We start from the raw sequence: 21,286 nt of genomic DNA on the forward strand, positions 1-21,286 counted from the left end.
GGATGAAAACCGAAGCTGAAGGTTGAACCCTGTGGCGAGGGAGCTTGCTCCCGCTGGGTTGCGCAGCAACCCCAAAGCCCAGCACCTCGGTGTATCAGAATGATCGCGCTCAACTGCCCAGGGGGCCGCTTCGCAGCCCAGCGGGAGCAAGCTCCTTCGCCACGGGTCTCATTGAAGCTTCAGACCTGTTCAATACCGACATCCCTCTAGGAGCAATTCCTACAGGGGATTACAATCGCCACCCCGCCTGAACGGCCGACCCACCCCGCCCATGCCAACCTGCTTCGTACACTCGCTGCCCTACCGCGCCAACCCCGCCGATTATTTCGCGGCGATCCGCCATGCCCCGGGAAGCGTGCTGCTCGACAGCGGCCGGCCGAGCGCCGAGCGGGGGCGTTATGACCTGCTCAGTGCCTGGCCGCTGGAACAACTGGCGGTGCTGCCGGATGAAAGCGGTGGCCATTTCCTACAGCGTCTTCGGATGCATCTAACGCAGCTGGGCCACGCAGAGCTACCTGGCACGATGCAATTGCCCTTCGCTGGCGGCCTGATTGGCTACTTGAGCTACGACTTCGGCCGACACCTCGAAGCACTGCCGTCCCATGCACACGATGACCTGCAACTGCCCGACGCACGTTTCGGCCTGTACGACTGGGCATTGATTACCGATCACCAGGCCGTTACCAGCCAACTGGTTTTCCATCCCCATTGCGGCGAAAGTGAACGCCAACGTTTGATTGAACTGTTCAGCCAGCCGCTCGCGGCGCCTGCCAAGGCGTTCAGTCTTGAGGGCCCGATGGCGCCCGACCTCAGCGCTGAAGCCTATAAGCAGGCATTCGAACGTATCCAGGCGTATATCCAGGCCGGCGATTGTTATCAGGTCAACTTTGCCCAGCGCTTTCGCGCCCGGTGCCAGGGCGATGCGTGGGCCGCTTACCAGGCGCTGCGGGCGGCCTGCCCGACGCCTTTTTCCGGTTTCCAGAGCCTGCCGGAGGGCGGCGCGGTACTGAGCCTGTCGCCGGAGCGTTTCGTCAAGGTCAGCGAAGGCCACGTCGAAACCCGCCCGATCAAGGGCACCCGACCCCGCGGCACAACGCCCGAGGAAGACACGGCCCACGCCGCCGAACTGCTGGCCAGCCCCAAGGACCGAGCGGAAAACCTGATGATTGTCGACCTGCTGCGCAATGACCTGGGCCGCACGTGCCGCATCGGCTCGGTGCGAGTGCCGGAGCTGTTCAGCCTGGAAAGTTATCCGAACGTGCATCACCTGGTCAGCAGCGTGACCGGCGAACTGGCGGATGACAAGGACGCCTTGGACCTGATCGCTGGTAGCTTTCCCGGCGGCTCGATCACCGGCGCGCCGAAAATCCGCGCCATGCAGATCATCGACGAACTCGAACCGACCCGACGCGGGTTGTATTGCGGCTCGCTGCTGTATCTGGATGTGCGCGGGGAAATGGACAGCTCGATCGCCATCCGCAGTTTGTTGGTCAAGGATGGACAGGTGTGTTGCTGGGGCGGTGGTGGGATTGTCGCGGATTCAGATTGGCAGGCGGAATATCAGGAGTCGATGACCAAGGTGAAGGTCCTGCTGGAAACCTTGCAGAACCTGTGAACCCTGTGGGAGCGAGCCTGCTCGCGAAGGCGGTGGTTCAGCCAGCATTGATGTTGACTGACAAACCGCTTCGCGAGCAGGCTCGCTCCCACATTGAGAAGTGTTACAGGCCGAGGGGGCGGTTCGAAGCCTTGATGAATTCCTGCTTCAACTCGGCAAACGTATGCACCGCCGGGAATTGCGGAAACTCGCGGATGACGTTTTCAGGCGCATGGAACAGAATCCCAGCGTCGGCTTCGCCCAGCATAGTGGTGTCATTGTAGGAATCTCCCGCCGCGATCACCCGATAGTAAAGGCTCTTGAAGGCAAGGACCGACTGACGCTTGGGATCTTTCTGACGCAGCTGATAGCCAGTCACTCGCCCGCCGTCGTCGGTGATCAAACGATGGCAGAGCAGCGTCGGGAAACCCAGCTGACGCATCAGCGGTTGGGAGAACTCGTAAAAGGTGTCGGAAAGAATCACCACCTGGAACCGCTCCCGCAGCCAGTCGACGAATTCGATGGCGCCGTCCAGCGGCTGGAGGGTGGCGATGACTTCCTGGATATCGGAGAGCTTGAGACCATGCTCGTCAAGGATGCGCAACCGTTGCTTCATCAGCACGTCGTAGTCGGGAATGTCCCGAGTGGTTGCCCTGAGGGATTCAATCCCGGTTTTTTCAGCGAAGGCGATCCAGATCTCCGGGACCAGCACACCTTCCAGGTCGAGACAGGCAATTTCCACAAGACACTCCCATTTTTTTGATGTTTATCGGTTGAGCGAACAAAAGGCTTGCCGACTCTAGCCATTCGACGAAGCCCGCGCAACGCACAGGAGCGCGCCAGCCCCCGTTGCTTTTGTTACCATCAGCCCCATATAGAGCGCCCAGCGCCACCGACCTGTAGGAAACCGCCCTGATGAGCCCATCGTTTGACGTCGTGGAACTCGCCACGACCTATGCCAACAAGTCCCCCCAAGACATCCTCAAGCTGGCCTTCGCCGAATTCGGCGATGACCTGTGGATATCCTTCAGCGGCGCCGAAGACGTGGTGCTGGTGGACATGGCCTGGAAACTGAACAAGAACGTCAAGGTGTTCAGCCTCGACACCGGCCGCCTGCATCCGGAAACCTATCGTTTCATCGACCAGGTCCGCGACCACTACAAGATCGACATCGAATTGATCTCGCCCGACCATACGAAACTGGACCCTTTCGTTAAGCAAAAAGGCCTGTTCAGTTTCTATAAGGACGGCCATGGCGAATGCTGCGGCATCCGCAAGATCGAGCCGTTGCGGCGTAAACTGACCGACGTGCGCGCCTGGGCCACCGGCCAGCGCCGCGATCAGAGCCCTGGCACCCGCAGCCAGGTGGCGGTGCTGGAAATCGACACGGCATTCTCTACGCCCGAGCGCACGCTGTATAAGTTCAACCCGCTGTCGCAGATGACCAGCGAGGAAGTCTGGGGTTATATCCGCATGCTCGAGCTGCCTTATAACAGCCTGCACGAACGCGGTTTTATCAGCATCGGCTGCGAGCCATGCACCCGCCCCGTCCTGCCGAACCAACATGAGCGCGAGGGCCGCTGGTGGTGGGAGGAAGCCACGCAGAAAGAATGCGGGCTGCACGCCGGCAATATTATCGCCAAATCCAAGACTGTTTAGCCCTTCCTCATTTTCTGTACACAAAAATGTCACTTCAGGTGCCATTTTTGTGTGCATGCCCCGCTTGAATGCCCCTAAAAGTTACACCGACTCTAAAACCCTACCTGCTGCCTCCCCCCGCTTGACGCTAGCGTTGAAAATAAATACCTGTTCGAACGGTCAAATTTTACCTTCGATATTTCAGGCGGTTACTTGCAATTCATAACAAACCGAAATCAACGACCCATTCGTTAGATCCTGAAGTGGCATATATCTGGCTTAAGACGACCAGTGTTTTGTATACAAAGACAAAACAAAATACACACACTTTTCGATCCGCAAGCCTGAAGCGCCCTATCCCGTACAGGCTGCAGATGCCCCGTAACCAATGATGCTCGCCGCCGCGACGAAGATCTGCCGAGCCTCGCGCTCATGCACAGTCACCGTGGCCCGAGACTCTGGAGCCTGCCGGAATGCGTACAAGTCTTTCTAATAACATCGCGCTGGATCTGCCCTCCCCAACCACTGCGCTCGAAGAACGAGCAGCAGCTCCTCTCGCCTTGAGCCCCAGATTGCATAACAAGGATTTAGCGCCAACCAAGGCCGAAGGCCGGCGCTGGGGTCGCTACAGCATCTTTGCCCTGTGGACCAACGACGTACACAACATCGCCAACTATTCATTCGCCATCGGCCTTTATGCCCTGGGCCTGGGCGGCTGGCAGATCCTGCTGTCCCTGGGGATCGGCGCGGCATTGGTGTATGGCTTCATGAACCTGTCCGGCTACATGGGGCAGAAAACTGGAGTACCTTTTCCCGTCATCAGCCGGATCAGTTTCGGTATCCACGGCGCGCAGATTCCTGCGCTGATCAGGGCCGTTATCGCCATCGCCTGGTTTGGTATTCAGACGTACCTGGCTTCAGTGGTATTTCGCGTGTTGTTGACCGCTGTCCACCCTGGGTTCGCCGAGTACGACCAGAACTCCATCCTCGGGCTGTCGAGCCTGGGTTGGGTGTGCTTCGTGGCCATCTGGTTCGTGCAACTGGTGATCCTGGCCTACGGCATGGAGATGGTCCGGCGCTACGAAGGCTTCGCCGGGCCGGTAATTCTGGTGACGGTCGCGGCACTTGCCGGTTGGATGTATCTGCAGGCCGACGCAACCATTGCCTGGTCGATCCGCGAGCCCCTGACCGGAGGCGAGATGTGGCGCAACATATTGGCGGGCGGAGCGCTGTGGCTGGCGATCTATGGCACGCTCATTTTGAATTTCTGCGATTTCGCCCGCTCGTCGCCGTGCCGCCGAACCATCGTCGTAGGAAACTTCTGGGGCTTGCCGGTGAACATTCTGGTGTTTGCCGCCATTACCATCCTGTTGTGCGGTGCGCAGTTCCAGATCAACGGCCAGATCATCGAAAGCCCGACCCAGGTCATCGCCTCGATTCCCAATACGTTCTTCCTGGTGCTTGGCTGCCTGGCCTTTTTGATCGTCACCGTGGCGGTGAACATCATGGCCAACTTCGTCGCCCCGGCGTTCGTGCTCAGCAACCTGGCGCCCAAGTACCTGACCTTCCGCCGCGCGGGGTTGATCAGCGCCGCCATTGCCGTGCTGATCCTGCCGTGGAATCTCTATAACAGCCCGCTGGTGATCGTGTATTTCCTGTCCGGCCTCGGCGCCCTGCTCGGGCCGCTGTATGGCGTGATCATGGTCGACTACTGGCTGCTGCGAAAAGGCCGCATCAACGTGCCGCAACTGTACAGCGAGGACCCAAATGGTGCGTATTTCTACAGCAACGGGGTCAACCTGCGGGCGGTGGCGGCGTTCATTCCAGCGGCACTGATCGCGATTGTCCTGGCGCTGGTGCCCGGCTTTGACAGCATTTCACCGTTTTCCTGGCTGATTGGCGCTTCGATTGCAGGGTTGTTGTACCTGATCATCGCCAAGCGCGAGCCGCACTACGAGGACGTAAGCGGAGAATCCATCGCTGTGGATAACGTCAGCCATTAATCCATGGAAATGGCTCGTCAGGTACGGGCCTCCTGTTTTTCGTTCAAAAGGAATAGCTCATGCGAATTCTAGTGGTCAACGTCAACACCACCGATTCCATCACCCAGGCCATTGCCCGACAAGCCCAGGCCGTCGCCGCGCCGGGTACCGAGATCATTGGGCTCACGCCGCATTTCGGTGCCGATTCCATCGAAGGCAACTTCGAGAGCTACCTGGCGGCCATCGCCGTCATGGACCGGGTGATGTCCTATGACCAACCCTTCGATGCGGTAATCCAGGCCGGCTACGGCGAGCATGGTCGCGAGGGCTTGCAGGAGTTGCTCGACGTGCCGGTGGTGGACATCACCAACGCTGGCGCCAGCACCGCCATGTTCCTGGGCCACGCTTACTCGGTCGTCACGACGCTCGACCGCACAGTGCCGCTGATCGAAGATCGCCTCAAACTCTCCGGCCTGTTCGATCGCTGCGCCTCGGTGCGGGCCAGCGGCCTTGCGGTATTGGAGCTTGAAGAGGACCCGCAACGGGCGGTGGAAGCGATCGTGCAGCAGGCCGAACTGGCGGTCAGGCAGGACAAGGCGGAAGTGATCTGCCTGGGCTGCGGCGGCATGGCCGGGCTCGATGAGCAGATCCGCCAGCGCACCGGCGTGCCGGTGGTCGACGGGGTGACCGCGGCCGTGACGATTGCCGAATCGCTGGTGCGGCTGGGGTTGTCCACCTCTAAGGTGCGCACCTACGCGACACCTCGGCCGAAGAACATCATCGGCTGGCCGGGGCGGTTTGGGCGGTGAGTGTGCGGCTCTAGACCGTGGCGCGCTCCCACATGGATTCCAGCTGCCACACAAACTGTGATACTGCGAAATCCTATGGGAGCGAACTTGCTCGCGACTGGAGCCAACTCGGTCAACGTCCAAATCAGACCGCGCTAAACCGCCGAGCCAACCCCTGTTCGCCAAACTGCTCAATGATGAAGTCCACGAACGCCCGAGTCTTGCCTGGCAACAGTTTATGCTCAGCGTAATAGATGGAAATGTTGCCATCATCGACGTACCAGTCCGGCAGGACCCGTTGCACGGCGCCGCTGTCGAGGAAGGGAAGAGCTACTGGCATGCTGACCAGACCGATGCCCAACCCCTGAGCCGCGGCGGCGCAATCGGCCTCTGAATCACTCATTGTCATGCCGGGTTTAAGCATGAGCGGGCTATGTTGTTGGTCGCGGCTGGTCAATTGCCATGAACGGACACGCCCGGTTTGGGGCGAGCGAATAAGAATGCCTCGATGGTGCGCCAGATCCCCGGGCTCGATGATCTCTGGATATTTCTGCAAATAATCGCCTGACGCAACCAGCACCCGGTGGGCCACGGCCAATTTTCGAGCAACGACGCCCTGAGGCAACTCAAAACCGCCGCCGATAGCCGCGTCGAAGCCCTGGCCGATCAAGTCCACCTGCCGGTTATCGAAATGCCAATCCGGACTGATCGCCGGGTACCTGCGCAGCAATTCCCCCAACAACGGCACGACATACAACCGCCCGAACGCCGTGCCCATGCTCACTTTCAGCGTTCCCGCCGGTTGTCCGCCGGCGCTGGCCAGGTTGGCGACGGCATTCTGGATGGTGTTGAAACTGCTGCCAACTTCTCCTAGAAACAACAGGCCGGCTTCGGTCAGCCTCAAGCTGCGGGTGCTGCGCTGGAACAGGCGCACCCCCATCCGCGCCTCCAACTTGGCGACGCTTTTACCCACCGCTGCCGGGGTCACGCCCAAACGTCGTGCCGCCTCGGCAAAGCTGCCGACTTCGGCGCTGCGAACAAAACATTCGATACTGCTGAAACTCTCCATGGCGCCCACTACCAACTTTGGGTTTACACAGACTATATCAACGAAGGTCTACCCAGCCGATAGCCTAGTCTTGATACTCGCCCCATCACCGCGGCACCTCGCCCCGGCACCTTCTGGAGAACATCATGAATACCCAAGCACTGAACGGCAAAGTCGCATTGGTCCAAGGCGGTTCCCGTGGCATCGGCGCCGCCATCGTCAAGCGCCTGGCTGCGGAAGGCGCGGCAGTCGCCTTTACCTACGTCAGCTCTGGCGCAAAATCCGAAGAACTGCAGAACAGCATCACCGCAGCGGGCGGCAAGGCCCTGGCCATCAAGGCTGACAGCGCCGACGCCGACGCCGTGCGCAACGCCGTCGCCGCCACCGTCGAGGCTTTTGGCCGCCTGGATATCCTCGTCAACAATGCCGGCGTGCTGGCAATGGCGCCGCTGGATGAGTTCAAGCTGGAAGATTTCGACCAGACCCTGGCCGTCAACGTGCGCAGTGTGTTCGTCGCCACCCAGGCCGCCGCGCGGCACATGGGCGAAGGTGGCCGGGTCATCAACATCGGCAGCACCAACGCCGATCGCATGCCCTTCGCTGGAGGCGCCACGTACGCCATGAGTAAATCCGCGCTGGTAGGCCTGACCAAAGGCCTGGCCCGTGACCTAGGCCCAAGGGGCATCACCGTCAACAACGTGCAGCCCGGCCCGGTGGACACTGACATGAACCCGGCCGACAGCGACTTTGCCTCCAGCCTGATAGACCTCATGGCGGTTGGCCGTTACGGCACGTCGGAAGAAATCGCCAGCTTCGTTGCCTACCTCGCGGGCCCGGAAGCTGCCTATATCACCGGGGCCAGCCTGACCATCGACGGCGGTTTCGGCGCCTGATCCGAGGCAACCCGCAGGGCTGCACAGCAGCCCTTTCGCATCAAGCCCATTCCAGTTCCGGCAAACCGCACAGGCTTGGCTGGAACAGTTTGAGTGATCGGATGATCGCATCGGCGTGGGCGTACTTTTCGTCGGCCATGGCCGAATCCGGAATAGCGATGGCGGTCATGCCCGCCGCTTTCGCCGCCGTGACGCCGAACGGGGAATCCTCGAAGACCAGGCAATCGCGAGGATCGACGCCCAGGCGTCGGGCCGCGGTGAGGAAGATATCCGGAGCGGGCTTGGCCGCACCCACTTCCGGATCATCTGCGGTCACGATGCAGTCGAACAACGCGAACCAGTCCCGATGCAGGGTGGTTTTCAGCTCGAACGATGGGCGAGCCGAACTCGTCCCTACCGCAATCGGGATGTGGTGAGCCTTCAAATGCCGCACCAGCTCCTCAGCGCCAGGCATCCCCATGGCATGAGGAAAACGCTCGCGCATCAAGGGTTCGCGAATGGTCAGGAATTCTTGGGGGGTGATTGGCAACTCCAGCGCCTGGACAACGTAGTTGGCCAGGTCCGTGGCGCCACGCCCGATGATGTTCTGCTTGACGCTCCAGTCGAACGTGCGCCCGTAGCGCTCGGCAATGATGGACGTGACTTCGGTATAGATGCCTTCGGTGTCCAGCAGCAAGCCATCCATGTCGAAAATCACGGCCTTGATCGGGCCAAACTTTTTCAGCGGTGCATTCATCGCATCTGATCCGTTATCAACTCAGCATTTCAGGGATGGCTCAGGTGCGCCCGGCGCAACGTATTCGCCTTAAAGGATTCAGCAGAATAACGAGGCGCGCTCGATACAGGCAATGGGAAATTTTATTAGGACGGTGACGGGGGATTGGCAACTGCAACCCCCCGTCACGAACAGTTGGGATGATCGACGGGAACGTGCGTCAGCTGCCGGAACCACCTGAGCCGGAGCCCGACCCGCCGCCGCTTGAGCTACCGCCGCTACCGCTGCTGCTGCCGGTCCCACTGCTTGAGCCGGAACCGCCGCCCATCGTGCTGCCGCCGCTGGTGGAACCGCTACCGGTTCCCGGGCTGGTGCTGCTGCCGCTGGCATCACCACCGTTGCCTCCACCCACGGAGCCGGGTGGCAGGGCGTTGCCGGTGGTGTCGGTGGTGGATCCCGCATCCATCTGCGTCGAAGGCGGCATGCCTCCCTTGTCCACGGGCGCGTTGTCCGACGATTGGGCGAAAGCCGCCAGCGAACTGGTGCAGAGGACTCCGGCGAATGCCAGAGCCGTCAGGTTTGACTTCATCATGGTCAATCTCCTTTTCAGATGATTACTTCATGTCAGGCAACCCTGGCGCGCCGATGGTGCCGCGAAATCGACGGGCGGATCACGATCAGCTGGGCGTGCCCGAAGCGTCGTCACCGGCGATGTCCGGATCGTCCGGCGTCGCCTCGACATCCTGATCATCGCTTGGCACCTGCTCGACTCCAGTGTCGTCGTCATCAGGGGGTCGCTGGTCGCGGCTTAGCGGGTCGGTGGGTGAACGCAGCGGATATTCCGGCGTCTCGTCGTCGGGTACGGGCGTATCAGCAGTCATGGTAACCTCCTGGTATTTGCAATAAGCGCAAGCAAGACGGACTTATTTGTAGGACTCATCCTCAGCCTGAGCATCTTCATCGTCGATCAAGGGAACCTGAGCATCATCCATCAGGGAACCAGGGTCTTCGTTACCCGGATCGTTGACGCCCGGATCGTTGATGAAGGGAACACCCGACGGGCCCTTTTCTTCCTTGCCTTCAGTTTCCGGCGTCATGACACACCTCCAATCACACGTGAATGTATGAATTCGAGGCGATAGAAAGCTAATCGTTCCGGGTAAATGCCCATAAGAAAAAACCGGCGCTGGGCCGGTATTTTCAATGCGTGGATTCGCTCAGCGATGCTTTTTCTTGTGCTTGTGCTTGTGCTTCTTGCCGCCCGAGTGTCCATCATTATCGTTGGACAGGTTGCTGCCCAGCGCACCGCCTGCCGCCCCACCAATGCCCGCGCCGATGGTGGATCCGGTCGATCCGCCCAAGCGGTTGCCAACGATCGAGCCACCCGCCGAACCCAGCCCACCACCGATGGCTGCTTCCGTACGGCTGCCCTTGCGCGCGCCCACCGCACTACCGGCCGCACCGCCGACACCCGCGCCAATCGCGGCGCCAGTGCTGCCGCCCATCTGTTGGCCAACCACATTACCCAACACACCGCCCAGACCACCGCCAACCGCAGCAGTACCGTCGCCAGCGGCCATCGCGCCCTGAGCGAGGACAAGCCCAAGCGCCAAGGTGGACAAAGTCAAACGCATGATAAAAACCTCAAGAATGCCGCATCGGGGGAAAAGGCCGGCGCGCGCGGGCGCGAGTGTACGCCAAACCGCGACAGCCATGGCGGTTGGACCACAAGCAAGGGGGTAGTTTTATGACAGGCAAAAAAAAGCCCGCTGGGGAAACGGGCAGGTACTGCTTTCTAACGGATGAGCTGAGACTACGCGACCGACTGTGAAAGAAACGTGAAAGCAAATCTCTGTAGGAAAAAAATGAAAAATCTCAGGAAACGTCCCGTTTTTACGAAACGAACGGGCGAAAAAAAGCCCCATTCGATGACGGGGCTGCGCTGACGATTATTTCCTGACGGGTATTCGGGGCAGGAATTTGGCTTTTTCCCCTCGCTGTACCTTGGATACTCTCGTCTTGATGGACTTGATCGGCTCGTCGCCGAAATCCGATCGATAGGCCGACTGACCACACTGTAGACCTTCGTTGACCGGATACGCGGCGCCATTTTCCTCGCTGTACTGTGCTCCCATCGCATTTCCCCTTTTGACGAAGCCGATACCGGCAACAACGATTGCCTATAAATATCGACTTTCACGTCAGTGAGACTAGCGGGTCATCAACAGACTGCCTGTCCGCAACCCGCCCTGACCGACGAACGGAACCCACTGTTTCAAAAAGGAAACACTCACTCCGCGCCCAGTATGGTGCGGCTCAGAACCCTGGAGACCTGATCAGCCGAATAAGGTTTGGACAGAAACTCGAAACCTTCATGTCCGCTTCGAGCCAGCTCCTCGCTGTAACCAGACGTCAACACCACCGGCAGCTCCGGGCGACGCTTGTGCAATTCCCTCGCCAGGGCGATTCCGCTGATGCCGGGCATGACGACATCGGAGAATACGGCGTCGAACCTCGTCGCATCCTGGCCAATCATCTCCAACGCCTGCTCGGCATTGGTCGCCCAGGCCGTTTCGTATCCCAGGTCTTGCAGGATCTGGTTGGCGAAACGCCCCACTTCCAAGTTGTCTTCCACGATCAATACCCGACGCCGGCCCTTCTCCAGCACCATAGGCGTGGTTTCCTCGCGTTTGGGCGCCTGGACTCCTTCTGGTTCGACTTCCGGAAGATACAGCGTAAAGACGGTGCCCTTACCGACGACGGTGGAAACATCGACGTTGCCTCCCGACTGCTTGGCGAAACCAAATACCTGGGACAACCCCAGCCCCGTGCCCTTGCCCACTTCCTTGGTGGTGAAGAACGGTTCGAAAATATGCTCGAGTATTTGCGGGTCGATTCCCGTCCCGGTGTCCTCCAGGGCGATGGCGGCGAAGGCCTGCCCTGCCCCGGCATGGCCTCGGATCGGCGGCATGCTGTGCCCACAATCGAGCCTCAACCACAACGTTCCCTGGCCGTTCATGGCATCCCGGGCGTTCAAGGCCATGTTGATCAGCGCCGTCTCGAACTGGCTCAGATCCGCGCGGATGTAGCAAGGCTGTTCACACAATTGGACCTTGACGTGGATGCGCGCCCCCGTGACCGTTTCCAGCATGTCCCCCAGGCTCTGGACTTGCTTGCCCACGTCGATGATTTCCGGCTTCAACGGCTGTCGCCGTGCAAACGCGAGTAACTGGCTGGTCAGCTTCGAAGCCCGCTCCACCGTTTCGGAAACCGCGACCATGTAGCGCTGCCGGCGCTCGTCGGACAGGTTGGGCATGCGCAGGAAGTCGACCGAGGACCGGATGATGGTCAGCAGGTTGTTGAAGTCATGGGCCACGCCACCGGTGAGCTGGCCGATGGCTTCGAGCTTTTGCGACTGGCGAAGCGCCGCTTCGGTCTGTTGCAGCCGCGTCGTGCGCTCCTCGACCCGTTGTTCCAGGGTCGCGTTCAGTTCGGCCAGTGCCGCCAGGCCTTCACGCACCGCGGCGTCCGCACGGGCGCGTTCGATGTGGGCCCAGCAGCGCTCGGTGACCTCCATCAGCAACGTCAGGTCGTTCGACGTCCAGGTTCTCGGTGTTTTGTCATGGATCGCCATCAGCGCCGTCAAGCGACCATCCTTGATCAGCGGGACGCAAATGGTGGCCGCGATGCCTATCGACTGGAACGCAGCCGCTTCCTCAGGCGCCAGCTCCGTCAGGTTGTCGTTGATCACCAATGGCTTGCCGGCCCGCAGATTGGTGACCGCCAACCGGCCGAAATCCAGCAGACGGTAATGCCCGATGATGCTGGGCGAACCAGCCCTCGCCCAATCGCCACGAATCGTGAAGCCATCCTCGTCCTCATCCATATCGGCATAGGCGCAGTTGGACAGGTTGAGGTGCGCCGCGAGAATGCGCGCGGTGGTCGCCATGATCGCCTGCGGATCCGTGGCATTGGCCACGGCACTGCCAATGGCATCGAGCACCGCCAGGCGTTGGGTCATGAGCACCGTGGAAGTCGTCTCGGTGACCGTGTCCAGCATACCCACGACCTTGCCGAACTGATCCCGGATGGGGCTGTAGCAGAACGTGAAAAAAGCTTTCTCGGGGCCACCGCCACGTTCGATGACCAATGGAAAATTCTCGATATAGGTCGCTTGTCCCTCGAAGGCCGCGCCCACGATCGGCCCGATATCGCTCCAGGCTTCCTGCCAAACCTGATCGAACGGACGGCCCAATGCTTCGGGTTTGCTACCGAGGATGGGCAAGAACGCATCGTTGTACAGCATGACCAGCTCGGGGCCCCAGACGATTGCTTGGGGAAAATGGGACGCAAAGCTCAGCGCCACGGTGGTCTTGAGCACATCTGGCCATTTTTCGAAGGGTCCGAGGGAGGTGTCGTTCCAATCGTGACGGCGCACCCTTTCAGCCATTTCTCCATAGCTCTGGAGCCAATCTGTCATTGCGTTCGATCCTTCTGGCACGCCAATACCCAGCGAGGGGAAAAGCTTGTGACCCCAGGCAGGGCCGTATTATCCCGCGCGGGGTAGGAAAGTGCGATTGGATTGTGGGATGTGTCGGGCTGCAATTACCCAACAAATGACGATTCTCGACCGAAAGGCTACAGCAACGTCCTACAAACCAACGAAAGTGGCGGGCTTTCGCCTCCTCTGGCGACCAGTACGCATCGTCGGATCAAGGCGATGCAGCGACTCGAAAAGATGTGGATCATGGGGCTAAAGATCGGCTTGCAGGCGCCGATAAAACAGGCGCACTTGGTATTTGCCATACCCGCCCGAGACATGGAGACGAAGGCGCAAGCGGACGAGACTGCGATAACGCAGGTGTCCGACGAAACAGGCGAAGGACATATAGATAAGAAAAAAAATCAGGGGCGAAACGGTGAAGAACACCAAACCCAGAAGTGATGTATCTCCAGTATCACGCAACAGGTTTTTCGCCCTTGAACAACGAATGCTATTCGACGGCGCGGCGGCGGTCATCGCCGATACTGCGGTCGTGGCACGTAGCGGCGCCGAAGATGCTTCCGTCGCGATTAGCGGCATCAGCGTCAGCGACACCGATAGCGCAACACAACACGTCACCTTGAATGCCAGCCATGGCACGCTGAACCTGGCCAGTACCAATGGCCTCACCGGCTTGACCGGCAATGGCGGCGCCAGCATCAGTTTCAGCGGCTCGCTGGCAGACATCAACGCCGCCTTGAACGGCATGTCGTTCCGGGGCGACAGCAACTTCAATGGTGCTGCCTCGTTTACGTTGACCAGCGACGACGGCAGCAATACCACCAGCAAAACCATCGACATCAACCTGACCCCGGTCAATGACGCACCGACGATTTCCGGCAGTGGCCCGGCGTTGCAGGTGGACGAAGGCGGGACGGCGAATTTCTCGCCGGCCACCAGCTCCCCCGACGGCAAGGGCTTCACCCAAAGCAACCTGGGCATGACCGATGTCGATAACGTGCAGCAACAGGTCATCATCAAGCTCACCTCCCTGGCGAGCAATGGCACCTTGTTGCTCAACGGTAAGGAGCTAGGGGTAGGGTCGAGTTTTTCCATCGACCAGATCGCCAACCTCAGCTATCGCCACAATGGCGACCAGGTCATCAATCCCGCGGGCCTCACCGACAGTTTCACCATTACCATCGATGACGGCGCCGGCGGCGTCGTTCACGACCACAACGTGCAGGTTCACGTCAATCCGGTGAACCAGGCGCCGACATCGAGCGGCACCATCACGATCATCGAGGGCGAGCAAAGCGTCAACCTGACCGACAACGGCAACCTGGTCAGCCCGATCGGCACGCCCCGTGGCACGATCCAGATCGGCGATCCCGATCAATCCCCGGGTGTCGACTTCACCTATACGCTCAACTCCCTGCCGACCCACGGTACGTTGCGCTATGACGGCGTGGTGATCACCGACAGCAGCTTCGTCATCCTGGACCTCTCCAAGCTCACCTACAGCCACGACGGCAGCGAAGCCAGCGGGGCCGGCGCCACCGATAGCTTCTTGCTCAATGTCACCGATGATGGCGGCGGCACCGGTGTGCCCAAGACGTCGACGTTGACCGTCGATCTCACCATCCTGCCCAACAACGACGATCCGGTCCTGGATCACAGCATCGACCAGAACCTGAATCCTGGGGAAACGATTCGCGTCGTCACCAACGCCATGCTGCAGGTCACCGACAACGACTCCTTCGATTCCAGCCTCAGGTATACGCTCACCGCCGTGCCCGACAGAAACGTCGGTTATTTCACGCTCAACGGTGGGTTGCTGGTGGTGGGATCGAGCTTTACCCAGGCCGACATCAACGCAGGCAACGTGGTCTATCACGTTCGGGCCTATACCGGCACGGCGCGAACCGACAGCATGAGTTTTACCGTCAAGGACGGCGGCGTACGCCTGTATCCAAGCGCGCGCGATGGCGGTATCTACGACACCGACGCGGCCAACAGCTCGTTGACGGTCAAGACGTTCAACGTCCACGTGCCGGCCGAGCCATCGACGTTGCCGGGGGCACTGCCGGCCGACCCCGCGCCTAACCAGGCGCCCGTCAGCGGTGGCGACAAAACCGCGACGATCGACGAAGCCGCCAGCTACACGCTGACGACCGCCGACCTCAACGCCACGGATGACTTCACCTCCGCCGACGGTTTGACGTACCGGGTGCTGGTCACGCCGGGCAGCGGCACATTGCTGCTCGACGGTGTGGCGATTGGTGCGTTCGGCACCTTCACCCAGGCCGACGTGGACGCTGGACGCGTTACGTTCCAGCACAGCGGCGACGAACACTTTGTCGACAACTTCCAATTCTCGGTTTCCGACGGGACGCTGACCACCGCGACCGAAAATTTCAGCCTCAGTATCGTGCCGAAAAACGACACACCGACCGCCACCAATGACGATCGGGTATTCACGGCCGAAGGCGGCACCGTCACCATTACCAACGGCAACATCGTGGTCGCCGATACCGACAGACAAGCCGATGCCAGCGGCGGCACCCAATACGCCACGAGCAACGACGTCATCCTGCAGATCAGCGCGCTGCCACAATTCGGCCACCTGACGCTTGGCGGCGTGACCGTGACGTTGAATCAGACCGTGACCTCGGCACAATTGGCCGCGGGCGACCTGAAGTACGTCCATGACGGCAGCGAAAACTTTACTGACAGTTTTTCCGTCGTGCCCGTTGACGACCAGGGCGTGGCCGTCGGAGCGGGTACCAACCAATCCAGCACCGGCTCGGCTTTGGTGGTGCCGATCACCATATCACCGGTCAACGATGCGCCCGCGTTCAATTCCAAATCCCAACTGGTCGCCGGTGAAGCGGGCGCCATCCACGAAGGGGAATCGGCAGTGATCGGGGGTGCATCGGGTTATGCCAATGCCGATGGATCCGGGACGATAAATGGCTCGGTGGGCGGCGCGCACCTTGTGTACGGCGATGACGATAACTCCAGCCTACAGCGCCAATACCGGCTCACCGCTATTCCGGAGCATGGCAGGTTGATGCTCAACGGCGGCGTCCTCGGGCTCGGCTCGGTCTTCACCCAAGCCGACCTGGACGCCAATCGCGTCACTTATCAACATGACGGCAGTGAAACCAGCAACGACTCATTTTCCTACATCGTCAGTGACGGTGATTTCAGCGCCAACGACAGTGGCTCATTCGCCCAGGGCGTCACCGCCACGGCATCGACCTACAACATCGAAATTCTGCCGACCAACGACAAGCCAACGGTGTCTGCCCCCAACAACCCGGTCAATATCGACAGCACCGTCGCTGGCAACAATCCGGTGGGCGGCTTCACGGTGGGCGATCTCGATGACTTGAGCGGCGTCGGCACGCAGGATTCGGTGCAAGTCATCGTGCGGCTGACCCAGACCGACGGCACCGCTTTCACGGCGGGCGAGTATGCGGGCGTCACCCTCTCCGTCGGCCTGGGCGGCGGCGCTACCCGAGACGCCGATAAAGACGGCAATGGCGATTACCTGGTCCTTCGCGGCACCCGGGCCGAAGTCAACGCGGCGCTGGCGACCCTGACCGCCAGCGTCAACGACCCCAGCAACGAGGACCATCAATACCGCATCCAGGTCGTGGTCGATGATCGGCTGCGTGACGCCGGCGGCAACCTGACGACGGGGGCCAATGGCGGCAGCGAAAACCAGGCGGCCACCCCCGGCGGCAACGGGCAGCCGATCTCCGCCGTTGAATTCGATGGATACACCGACAGCGTCACCGGCACCGACCTCAACCTGGCACAGGCCAGCGTGTTGGTCCGCGTGTCGACAATCAACAGCCTGCCCAGCGTGGGCATCCCGGCGTCCCAACTGATCAACGAAGATCGCTCGACCGCCGTCACCGGCATCTCGGTGGTCGATACCGAGTCCACGGCCCTCGACGTTCCGGTCTCCGTGACGGTCAGCGTGCCATCGGGCCAAGGCATACTGGGGATTGGCGGCGCGGGTACGCAGACCACCATCACCCTGCCGTCAGGGCGAACCGTGAGCATCAGTGGCGATAACAGCAACAGCGTCACCCTGATCGGTCGGGCGGACGATATCCAGTCGCTGCTCAACGCCGCCGGCACTGGCTTGACTTACACCAGCGCAGCCCACGCCAACCACGACTACAACGGTGCCGCTGCTGGCGACGTTACGCTCAGCGTGCAAATGAACGAAGGCACCGCCGCCATCGGTGGTGACGTGGGCAGTGGCAGCGTTGCGTCGCCCGCCCAGACCAGCGAACTGGCAATCACCCTGCAAGCGACCAACGACGCCCCTACCGTAACGGCAGGCAGCGGTAGCCTGGCGATAGGCCAAAGCGGCGCAGCGGTGGCCGTGCCGGGGTTCTCGGTCTCGGATCGAGACTACAACGACGGTGGGGGCATCAGCGCACCGTCAGGCGAGAGCGCTTCGCCGGAACAGGACTTCACTCAGGTCACCGTGCGCCTGACCGATGCCAATGGCGTGCCGCTGAGCCAAGCGAGCTACACCGACATCATTCTCGGCTCCACCAGCTCGCCCACGGAAGATCACACCAGCTTCGAAATCGATGACACCTACTCCGGCACGGACAGTGCATTGGTCATCCGCGGCAGCCTGGCCAACGTCAATGCTTACCTCGCGGGTTTGCAGGTTACCCTCAGCGGCACCCTTGCCAACACCGACACCAGCTACAGGGTGCAGGTGATTGCCGACGACCGCATTCGCAACGTTGCCACCGGCGTGCTGGACGCCAGTGGTCTGGCCAACGGCGGCTTGAATCCGTCCGGTGCTTCGACCGCCGTGGTCCCCGCCACCGTTATCGATCCCTACGCGGCGTTGCCTGGCTCGCTCACGCTCAATATGGGCAGCAACACGCGGACGCTGTTTGTTTCCAGCCTCAACGACCCGACCCAGGTTACCGCCAGCGATGTCACCGTCAGGGAAGGCTCGGCGACCCTCAACCTGACCGGCAGCGTGGGTGGGTTCACCATCAGTGACCCGGACGCCAACGGTGCCAATACGTTCTCGGCCACCGTACACGTCAGCCAGGGGGTGATTTCCGGCGTGGGCGGCAGTGGTGGTTCGATCAGCGGTGTGGGCAGCGATACGGTGACGATCAGCGGGGCCACCCAAGCCGAAGTCAACGCTCGCCTTCAGGCCCTGACGATTACTTACCCGACGGCCACGGGCGCGCCGGCAGGCAGCGACTACACGGGCAACTTCACGGTGACGGTTTCCGTCAACGATGGCGGCAGCACCGGGCAGCGTCCTGGAGCGTTGACCGGCGACACCGACGATGCCAACCAGAACCCGGGCGATTTCGACTACGCCGACGGCACCACCGCCGCGCTGATCACCACCCGCACGATCAATGTAACCGTGCTGCCGGTCAACGATGCGCCTTTGGCCTCGGGCCTCGACAGCTCGCAAACCGTGACCAAGGGCGGCAACCCCGTTCGTCTGGATGGCGACGGCAATGTGGCCGTCAGCGACCTCGAACTGGATGTGAGTGCTGACAAATGGCAGGGCGCGACGCTGACCATCAACCGTCAGGGCGGCGGCAATGCCGATGATGTCTTTGGCCTTTTCGACAGCGATGCGGGGGACGATGCGGTCGGTGTTCAGGTCAACGGCAGCGACCTGCTCGTCGACGGGGTGGTCGTGGGCAGCATCAGCAATGCCTCGGGCACGCTGCAAGTCACCTTCAACGCCGATGCCGACGGTTCAGTGGTCGGCAAAGTGATGGGCGCCGTCACCTACAGCAACACCAACGCCTCGACATCGGCCAGCGCCGACGTAGCCGTCGACTTCGTGCTCAACGACCAGAACCCGAACACCACCGACAGCGGCACTGCCGGCAGCGGCCAGGACCAAGGCGCCGAAGGGCGGAAAATCGCGACGCAAACCATCACCATCCACCTCAACACCGCGCCGGTGGCCGTGGACGATGGCCTGCAAACCGTCCAGCAAGGCGATCCGGCCAGCGGCAATGTCCTGCCCAATGACAGCGACCCGGACGGCAACCCTTTGAGTGTCACCGGGTTCACCGTCGCGGGGGTCGTCGGCACGTTCAATCCTGGCGATACCGCCACCATTGCCGGCGTCGGCACCCTGACGCTCAATGCCAACGGCAGCTACTTGTTTACACCAGCGCCATCCTTCCACGGCGATGTGCCGGTGGTGACCTACAGCATCACCGATGGCACGGGCGGCGCCGACACCGCCGACCTCACCATCCGGGTCAACGCCCCACCGGTTGCGGTGGACGATGGTCTGCAAACCGTCCAGCAAGGCGATCCGGCCAGCGGCAATGTCCTGCCCAATGACAGCGACCCGGACGGCAACCCCCTGAGTGTCGGCGGGTTCACCGTGGCGGGGGTAGTCGGCAGTTTCAATCCTGGCGATACCGCAACCATTGCCGGTGTCGGCACCCTGACGCTCAACGCCGACGGCAGCTACCTCTTCACGCCGATCCCCACCTACCACGGCGATGTACCGGTGGTGACCTACAGCATCACCGACGGCGTGGGCGGTACCGACAGCGCCGACCTGACGATTCGGGTCAACGCGCCGCCAGTAGCGGTAGACGATGGGCTGCAAACCGTCCAGCAGGGCACGCCGGCCAGCGGCAACGTCCTGCCCAACGACAGTGATCCGGAAGGTCATCCGCTGAGCGTCGCCGGGTTTACCGTCGCGGGGGTTGCGGGCACTTTCAATCCTGGCGATACCGCAACCATTACCGGTGTCGGCACCCTGACGCTCAACGCCGACGGCAGTTACCTCTTCACGCCGGTTGCGACCTTCCACGGCGATGTGCCGGTGGTGACCTACAGCATCACCGACGGCGCGGGCGGTACCGACAATGCCGACCTGACCATCCGGGTCAATTCCACGCCTGTCGCCAACGATGACGGGGTGTTGCTCACAGACCGCGACACGCCCATCCAATCCATACCGGTGTTGGCCAACGACACCGATCCGAGCGGCCATCCGCTCACCGTCACCCACGCCCAGAGCGCTGACGGCAGCGTTACGATCAACCCAGACGGAACCCTGGATTTCACCCCGGCACCCGGCGTCACGGGCGATGTCACGATCACCTACGTGATCAGCGATGGCGTGGGTGGCAGCGACACCGCCCAAGTGCGCATCCATATCAATGAGCCGCCCGTGGCCGTCAACGACGGCGTTCATAGCGCGCCCCAAGGAGACCCGATCAGGGGCAGCGTGCTCGGCAACGACAGCGACCCCGAGAACGATGCGATTCATGTGGTCGATTTCACCGTGGATGGCGTGACCGGCACCTTCGCGGCCGGCGACAGCGTGGCAATCCCAGGCGTCGGCACGATTAGGCTCGACCTCGATGGCCGCTTCGTATTTACACCGAACGCCAATTATCTCGGCGCGGTGCCGACCATCGATTATCGGATCACCGACGACCATGGCGGCTTCGCAACGGCGCAATTGAGGCTGCGCATGGACTCCTCGACATTGCCGCTGCCGCCCACGTCCGATGTCTCGACGGATCGGAACGCGCCCACCGGCGACGTTCTGCGTCATGAATACCCGGATTGGCAGCTTGATTCGTTGAGCGTACGGCGCGACATGGTGCCGGGCTTGTTCGTCACGCTTCCGGTGATGGATTCGCAAATCCAGGCCGATGAACGACTCGACCCGCTGCGCTCCGGCTATGCCGAAGCCTACAGCGGCGAAATACGTTCGGAGTCGATCGGGATCGGCCTCGGTTTCGTTCCTAACCTGCACGTCACGCTGGCGGTACAGGATTCGCAAAAAACCGTCGATTACCAGGAAGGTTCGCTCAAATTCAAGGACAGCCTGTATTTCACCGGTGGCCATAGCTTGTTCGGCGATTTCGATGCCTTGCAGCCTGTGGCTGAAGAGCCTTCGGCAAGAGAAGTCAAGCCCAGCCCGCCGTCTGATCAGCCCAAGGCGGCCGTTTCCTTCAGTGACCAAATCAGCCAGGCCGCCAAACAGCGCCAGCCTCATTCGTCCACTCAAGTCGAACGGCTACCGGCGCCCCAGCGCAAAGGTTGACCCAACGTCCTCTACTTTCCTTATAAAAACGGTAATCA

General features: G+C 61.1%; 15 protein-coding genes. 7 read left to right on the top strand and 8 right to left on the bottom strand.

What is annotated here, in order from left to right; all coding sequences use genetic code 11:
- The first annotated feature begins 271 nt into the window (after positions 1–271).
- Positions 272–1,615, top strand: coding sequence for an aminodeoxychorismate synthase component I (gene pabB / locus M1D68_RS17455; protein WP_457967927.1), 1,344 nt, complete (start codon positions 272–274; stop codon positions 1,613–1,615).
- Between the two features lie 103 nt (positions 1,616–1,718).
- On the opposite strand, the gene thrH is transcribed toward pabB, so the two are convergent.
- Positions 1,719–2,336: a bifunctional phosphoserine phosphatase/homoserine phosphotransferase ThrH gene (thrH, locus tag M1D68_RS17460; protein ID WP_434559930.1), complete on the bottom strand. Its 618-nt coding sequence runs from the start codon at positions 2,334–2,336 to the stop codon at positions 1,719–1,721.
- 173 nt (positions 2,337–2,509) lie between these two features.
- On the opposite strand from thrH, the gene M1D68_RS17465 reads away from it, so the two are divergent.
- The 3 genes from M1D68_RS17465 to M1D68_RS17475 all read left to right on the top strand — a co-directional run bounded on the left by M1D68_RS17465 (position 2,510) and on the right by M1D68_RS17475 (position 6,023).
- Positions 2,510–3,253 (top strand): phosphoadenylyl-sulfate reductase, encoded by a 744-nt coding sequence (locus tag M1D68_RS17465; protein ID WP_420767244.1) that lies wholly within the window; start codon positions 2,510–2,512, stop codon positions 3,251–3,253.
- 452 nt (positions 3,254–3,705) lie between these two features.
- Positions 3,706–5,235, top strand: coding sequence for an NCS1 family nucleobase:cation symporter-1 (locus M1D68_RS17470; RefSeq protein ID WP_457967930.1), 1,530 nt, complete (start codon positions 3,706–3,708; stop codon positions 5,233–5,235).
- A gap of 59 nt (positions 5,236–5,294) precedes the next feature.
- Complete coding sequence (locus tag M1D68_RS17475; protein WP_457967932.1) at positions 5,295–6,023, top strand: aspartate/glutamate racemase family protein; 729 nt, start codon at positions 5,295–5,297, stop codon at positions 6,021–6,023.
- Between the two features lie 124 nt (positions 6,024–6,147).
- On the opposite strand, the gene M1D68_RS17480 is transcribed toward M1D68_RS17475, so the two are convergent.
- A complete protein-coding gene (locus M1D68_RS17480) occupies positions 6,148–7,071 on the bottom strand; it encodes a LysR family transcriptional regulator (RefSeq protein WP_457967934.1) in 924 nt (307 codons plus the stop codon).
- A gap of 125 nt (positions 7,072–7,196) precedes the next feature.
- Between M1D68_RS17480 and M1D68_RS17485 the strand changes: the two genes are divergently transcribed.
- Positions 7,197–7,943 carry a 3-oxoacyl-ACP reductase family protein gene (locus M1D68_RS17485; protein ID WP_420767241.1) on the top strand — a complete coding sequence of 249 codons (747 nt, stop codon included), beginning with the start codon at positions 7,197–7,199 and terminating at the stop codon, positions 7,941–7,943.
- A gap of 40 nt (positions 7,944–7,983) precedes the next feature.
- Here M1D68_RS17485 and M1D68_RS17490 read toward each other — a convergent pair whose 3' ends face one another.
- The 6 genes from M1D68_RS17490 to M1D68_RS17515 all read right to left on the bottom strand — a co-directional run bounded on the left by M1D68_RS17490 (position 7,984) and on the right by M1D68_RS17515 (position 13,138).
- Entirely contained in the window at positions 7,984–8,679 is a 696-nt protein-coding gene (locus tag M1D68_RS17490; RefSeq protein ID WP_420767240.1) for an HAD-IA family hydrolase, read from the bottom strand.
- A gap of 199 nt (positions 8,680–8,878) precedes the next feature.
- Positions 8,879–9,250 carry a hypothetical protein gene (locus tag M1D68_RS17495; RefSeq protein ID WP_457967936.1) on the bottom strand — a complete coding sequence of 124 codons (372 nt, stop codon included), beginning with the start codon at positions 9,248–9,250 and terminating at the stop codon, positions 8,879–8,881.
- Positions 9,251–9,335: 85 nt separating this feature from the next.
- Entirely contained in the window at positions 9,336–9,539 is a 204-nt protein-coding gene (locus M1D68_RS17500) for a hypothetical protein (RefSeq protein ID WP_420767238.1), read from the bottom strand.
- A 42-nt stretch (positions 9,540–9,581) separates the two neighbouring features.
- Positions 9,582–9,755: a hypothetical protein gene (locus M1D68_RS17505; RefSeq protein ID WP_420767237.1), complete on the bottom strand. Its 174-nt coding sequence runs from the start codon at positions 9,753–9,755 to the stop codon at positions 9,582–9,584.
- Positions 9,756–9,875: 120 nt separating this feature from the next.
- Positions 9,876–10,292: a glycine zipper domain-containing protein gene (locus M1D68_RS17510; protein WP_420767236.1), complete on the bottom strand. Its 417-nt coding sequence runs from the start codon at positions 10,290–10,292 to the stop codon at positions 9,876–9,878.
- A gap of 656 nt (positions 10,293–10,948) precedes the next feature.
- Positions 10,949–13,138: a response regulator gene (locus tag M1D68_RS17515; RefSeq protein ID WP_434559940.1), complete on the bottom strand. Its 2,190-nt coding sequence runs from the start codon at positions 13,136–13,138 to the stop codon at positions 10,949–10,951.
- A gap of 240 nt (positions 13,139–13,378) precedes the next feature.
- Between M1D68_RS17515 and M1D68_RS17520 the strand changes: the two genes are divergently transcribed.
- Together M1D68_RS17520 and M1D68_RS17525 are read left to right on the top strand one after the other, a co-directional pair.
- Positions 13,379–13,603, top strand: a complete 225-nt coding sequence (locus M1D68_RS17520) for a hypothetical protein (RefSeq protein WP_434559942.1) — start codon at positions 13,379–13,381, stop codon at positions 13,601–13,603.
- A 46-nt stretch (positions 13,604–13,649) separates the two neighbouring features.
- The gene (locus M1D68_RS17525; protein ID WP_457967939.1) at positions 13,650–21,248 is read left to right on the top strand and encodes an Ig-like domain-containing protein; all 7,599 of its coding nucleotides are present in this window, start codon (positions 13,650–13,652) and stop codon (positions 21,246–21,248) included.
- The last annotated feature ends 38 nt before the right edge of the window (positions 21,249–21,286 follow it).

It is taken from the genome of Pseudomonas sp. R4-84 (assembly GCF_054130985.1).

Bases quoted from the DNA above. Each gene is read 5' to 3' on its own strand.
- pabB (WP_457967927.1), top strand. From the start codon at position 272: ATGCCAACCTGCTTCGTACACTCGCTGCCCTACCGCGCCAACCCCGCC.
- M1D68_RS17465 (WP_420767244.1), top strand. From the start codon at position 2,510: ATGAGCCCATCGTTTGACGTCGTGGAACTCGCCACGACCTATGCCAAC.
- M1D68_RS17470 (WP_457967930.1), top strand. From the start codon at position 3,706: ATGCGTACAAGTCTTTCTAATAACATCGCGCTGGATCTGCCCTCCCCA.
- M1D68_RS17475 (WP_457967932.1), top strand. From the start codon at position 5,295: ATGCGAATTCTAGTGGTCAACGTCAACACCACCGATTCCATCACCCAG.
- M1D68_RS17480 (WP_457967934.1), bottom strand. From the start codon at position 7,071: ATGGAGAGTTTCAGCAGTATCGAATGTTTTGTTCGCAGCGCCGAAGTC.
- M1D68_RS17485 (WP_420767241.1), top strand. From the start codon at position 7,197: ATGAATACCCAAGCACTGAACGGCAAAGTCGCATTGGTCCAAGGCGGT.
- M1D68_RS17490 (WP_420767240.1), bottom strand. From the start codon at position 8,679: ATGAATGCACCGCTGAAAAAGTTTGGCCCGATCAAGGCCGTGATTTTC.
- M1D68_RS17495 (WP_457967936.1), bottom strand. From the start codon at position 9,250: ATGATGAAGTCAAACCTGACGGCTCTGGCATTCGCCGGAGTCCTCTGC.
- M1D68_RS17500 (WP_420767238.1), bottom strand. From the start codon at position 9,539: ATGACTGCTGATACGCCCGTACCCGACGACGAGACGCCGGAATATCCG.
- M1D68_RS17505 (WP_420767237.1), bottom strand. From the start codon at position 9,755: ATGACGCCGGAAACTGAAGGCAAGGAAGAAAAGGGCCCGTCGGGTGTT.
- M1D68_RS17510 (WP_420767236.1), bottom strand. From the start codon at position 10,292: ATGCGTTTGACTTTGTCCACCTTGGCGCTTGGGCTTGTCCTCGCTCAG.
- M1D68_RS17515 (WP_434559940.1), bottom strand. From the start codon at position 13,138: ATGACAGATTGGCTCCAGAGCTATGGAGAAATGGCTGAAAGGGTGCGC.
- M1D68_RS17520 (WP_434559942.1), top strand. From the start codon at position 13,379: ATGCAGCGACTCGAAAAGATGTGGATCATGGGGCTAAAGATCGGCTTG.
- M1D68_RS17525 (WP_457967939.1), top strand. From the start codon at position 13,650: ATGCTATTCGACGGCGCGGCGGCGGTCATCGCCGATACTGCGGTCGTG.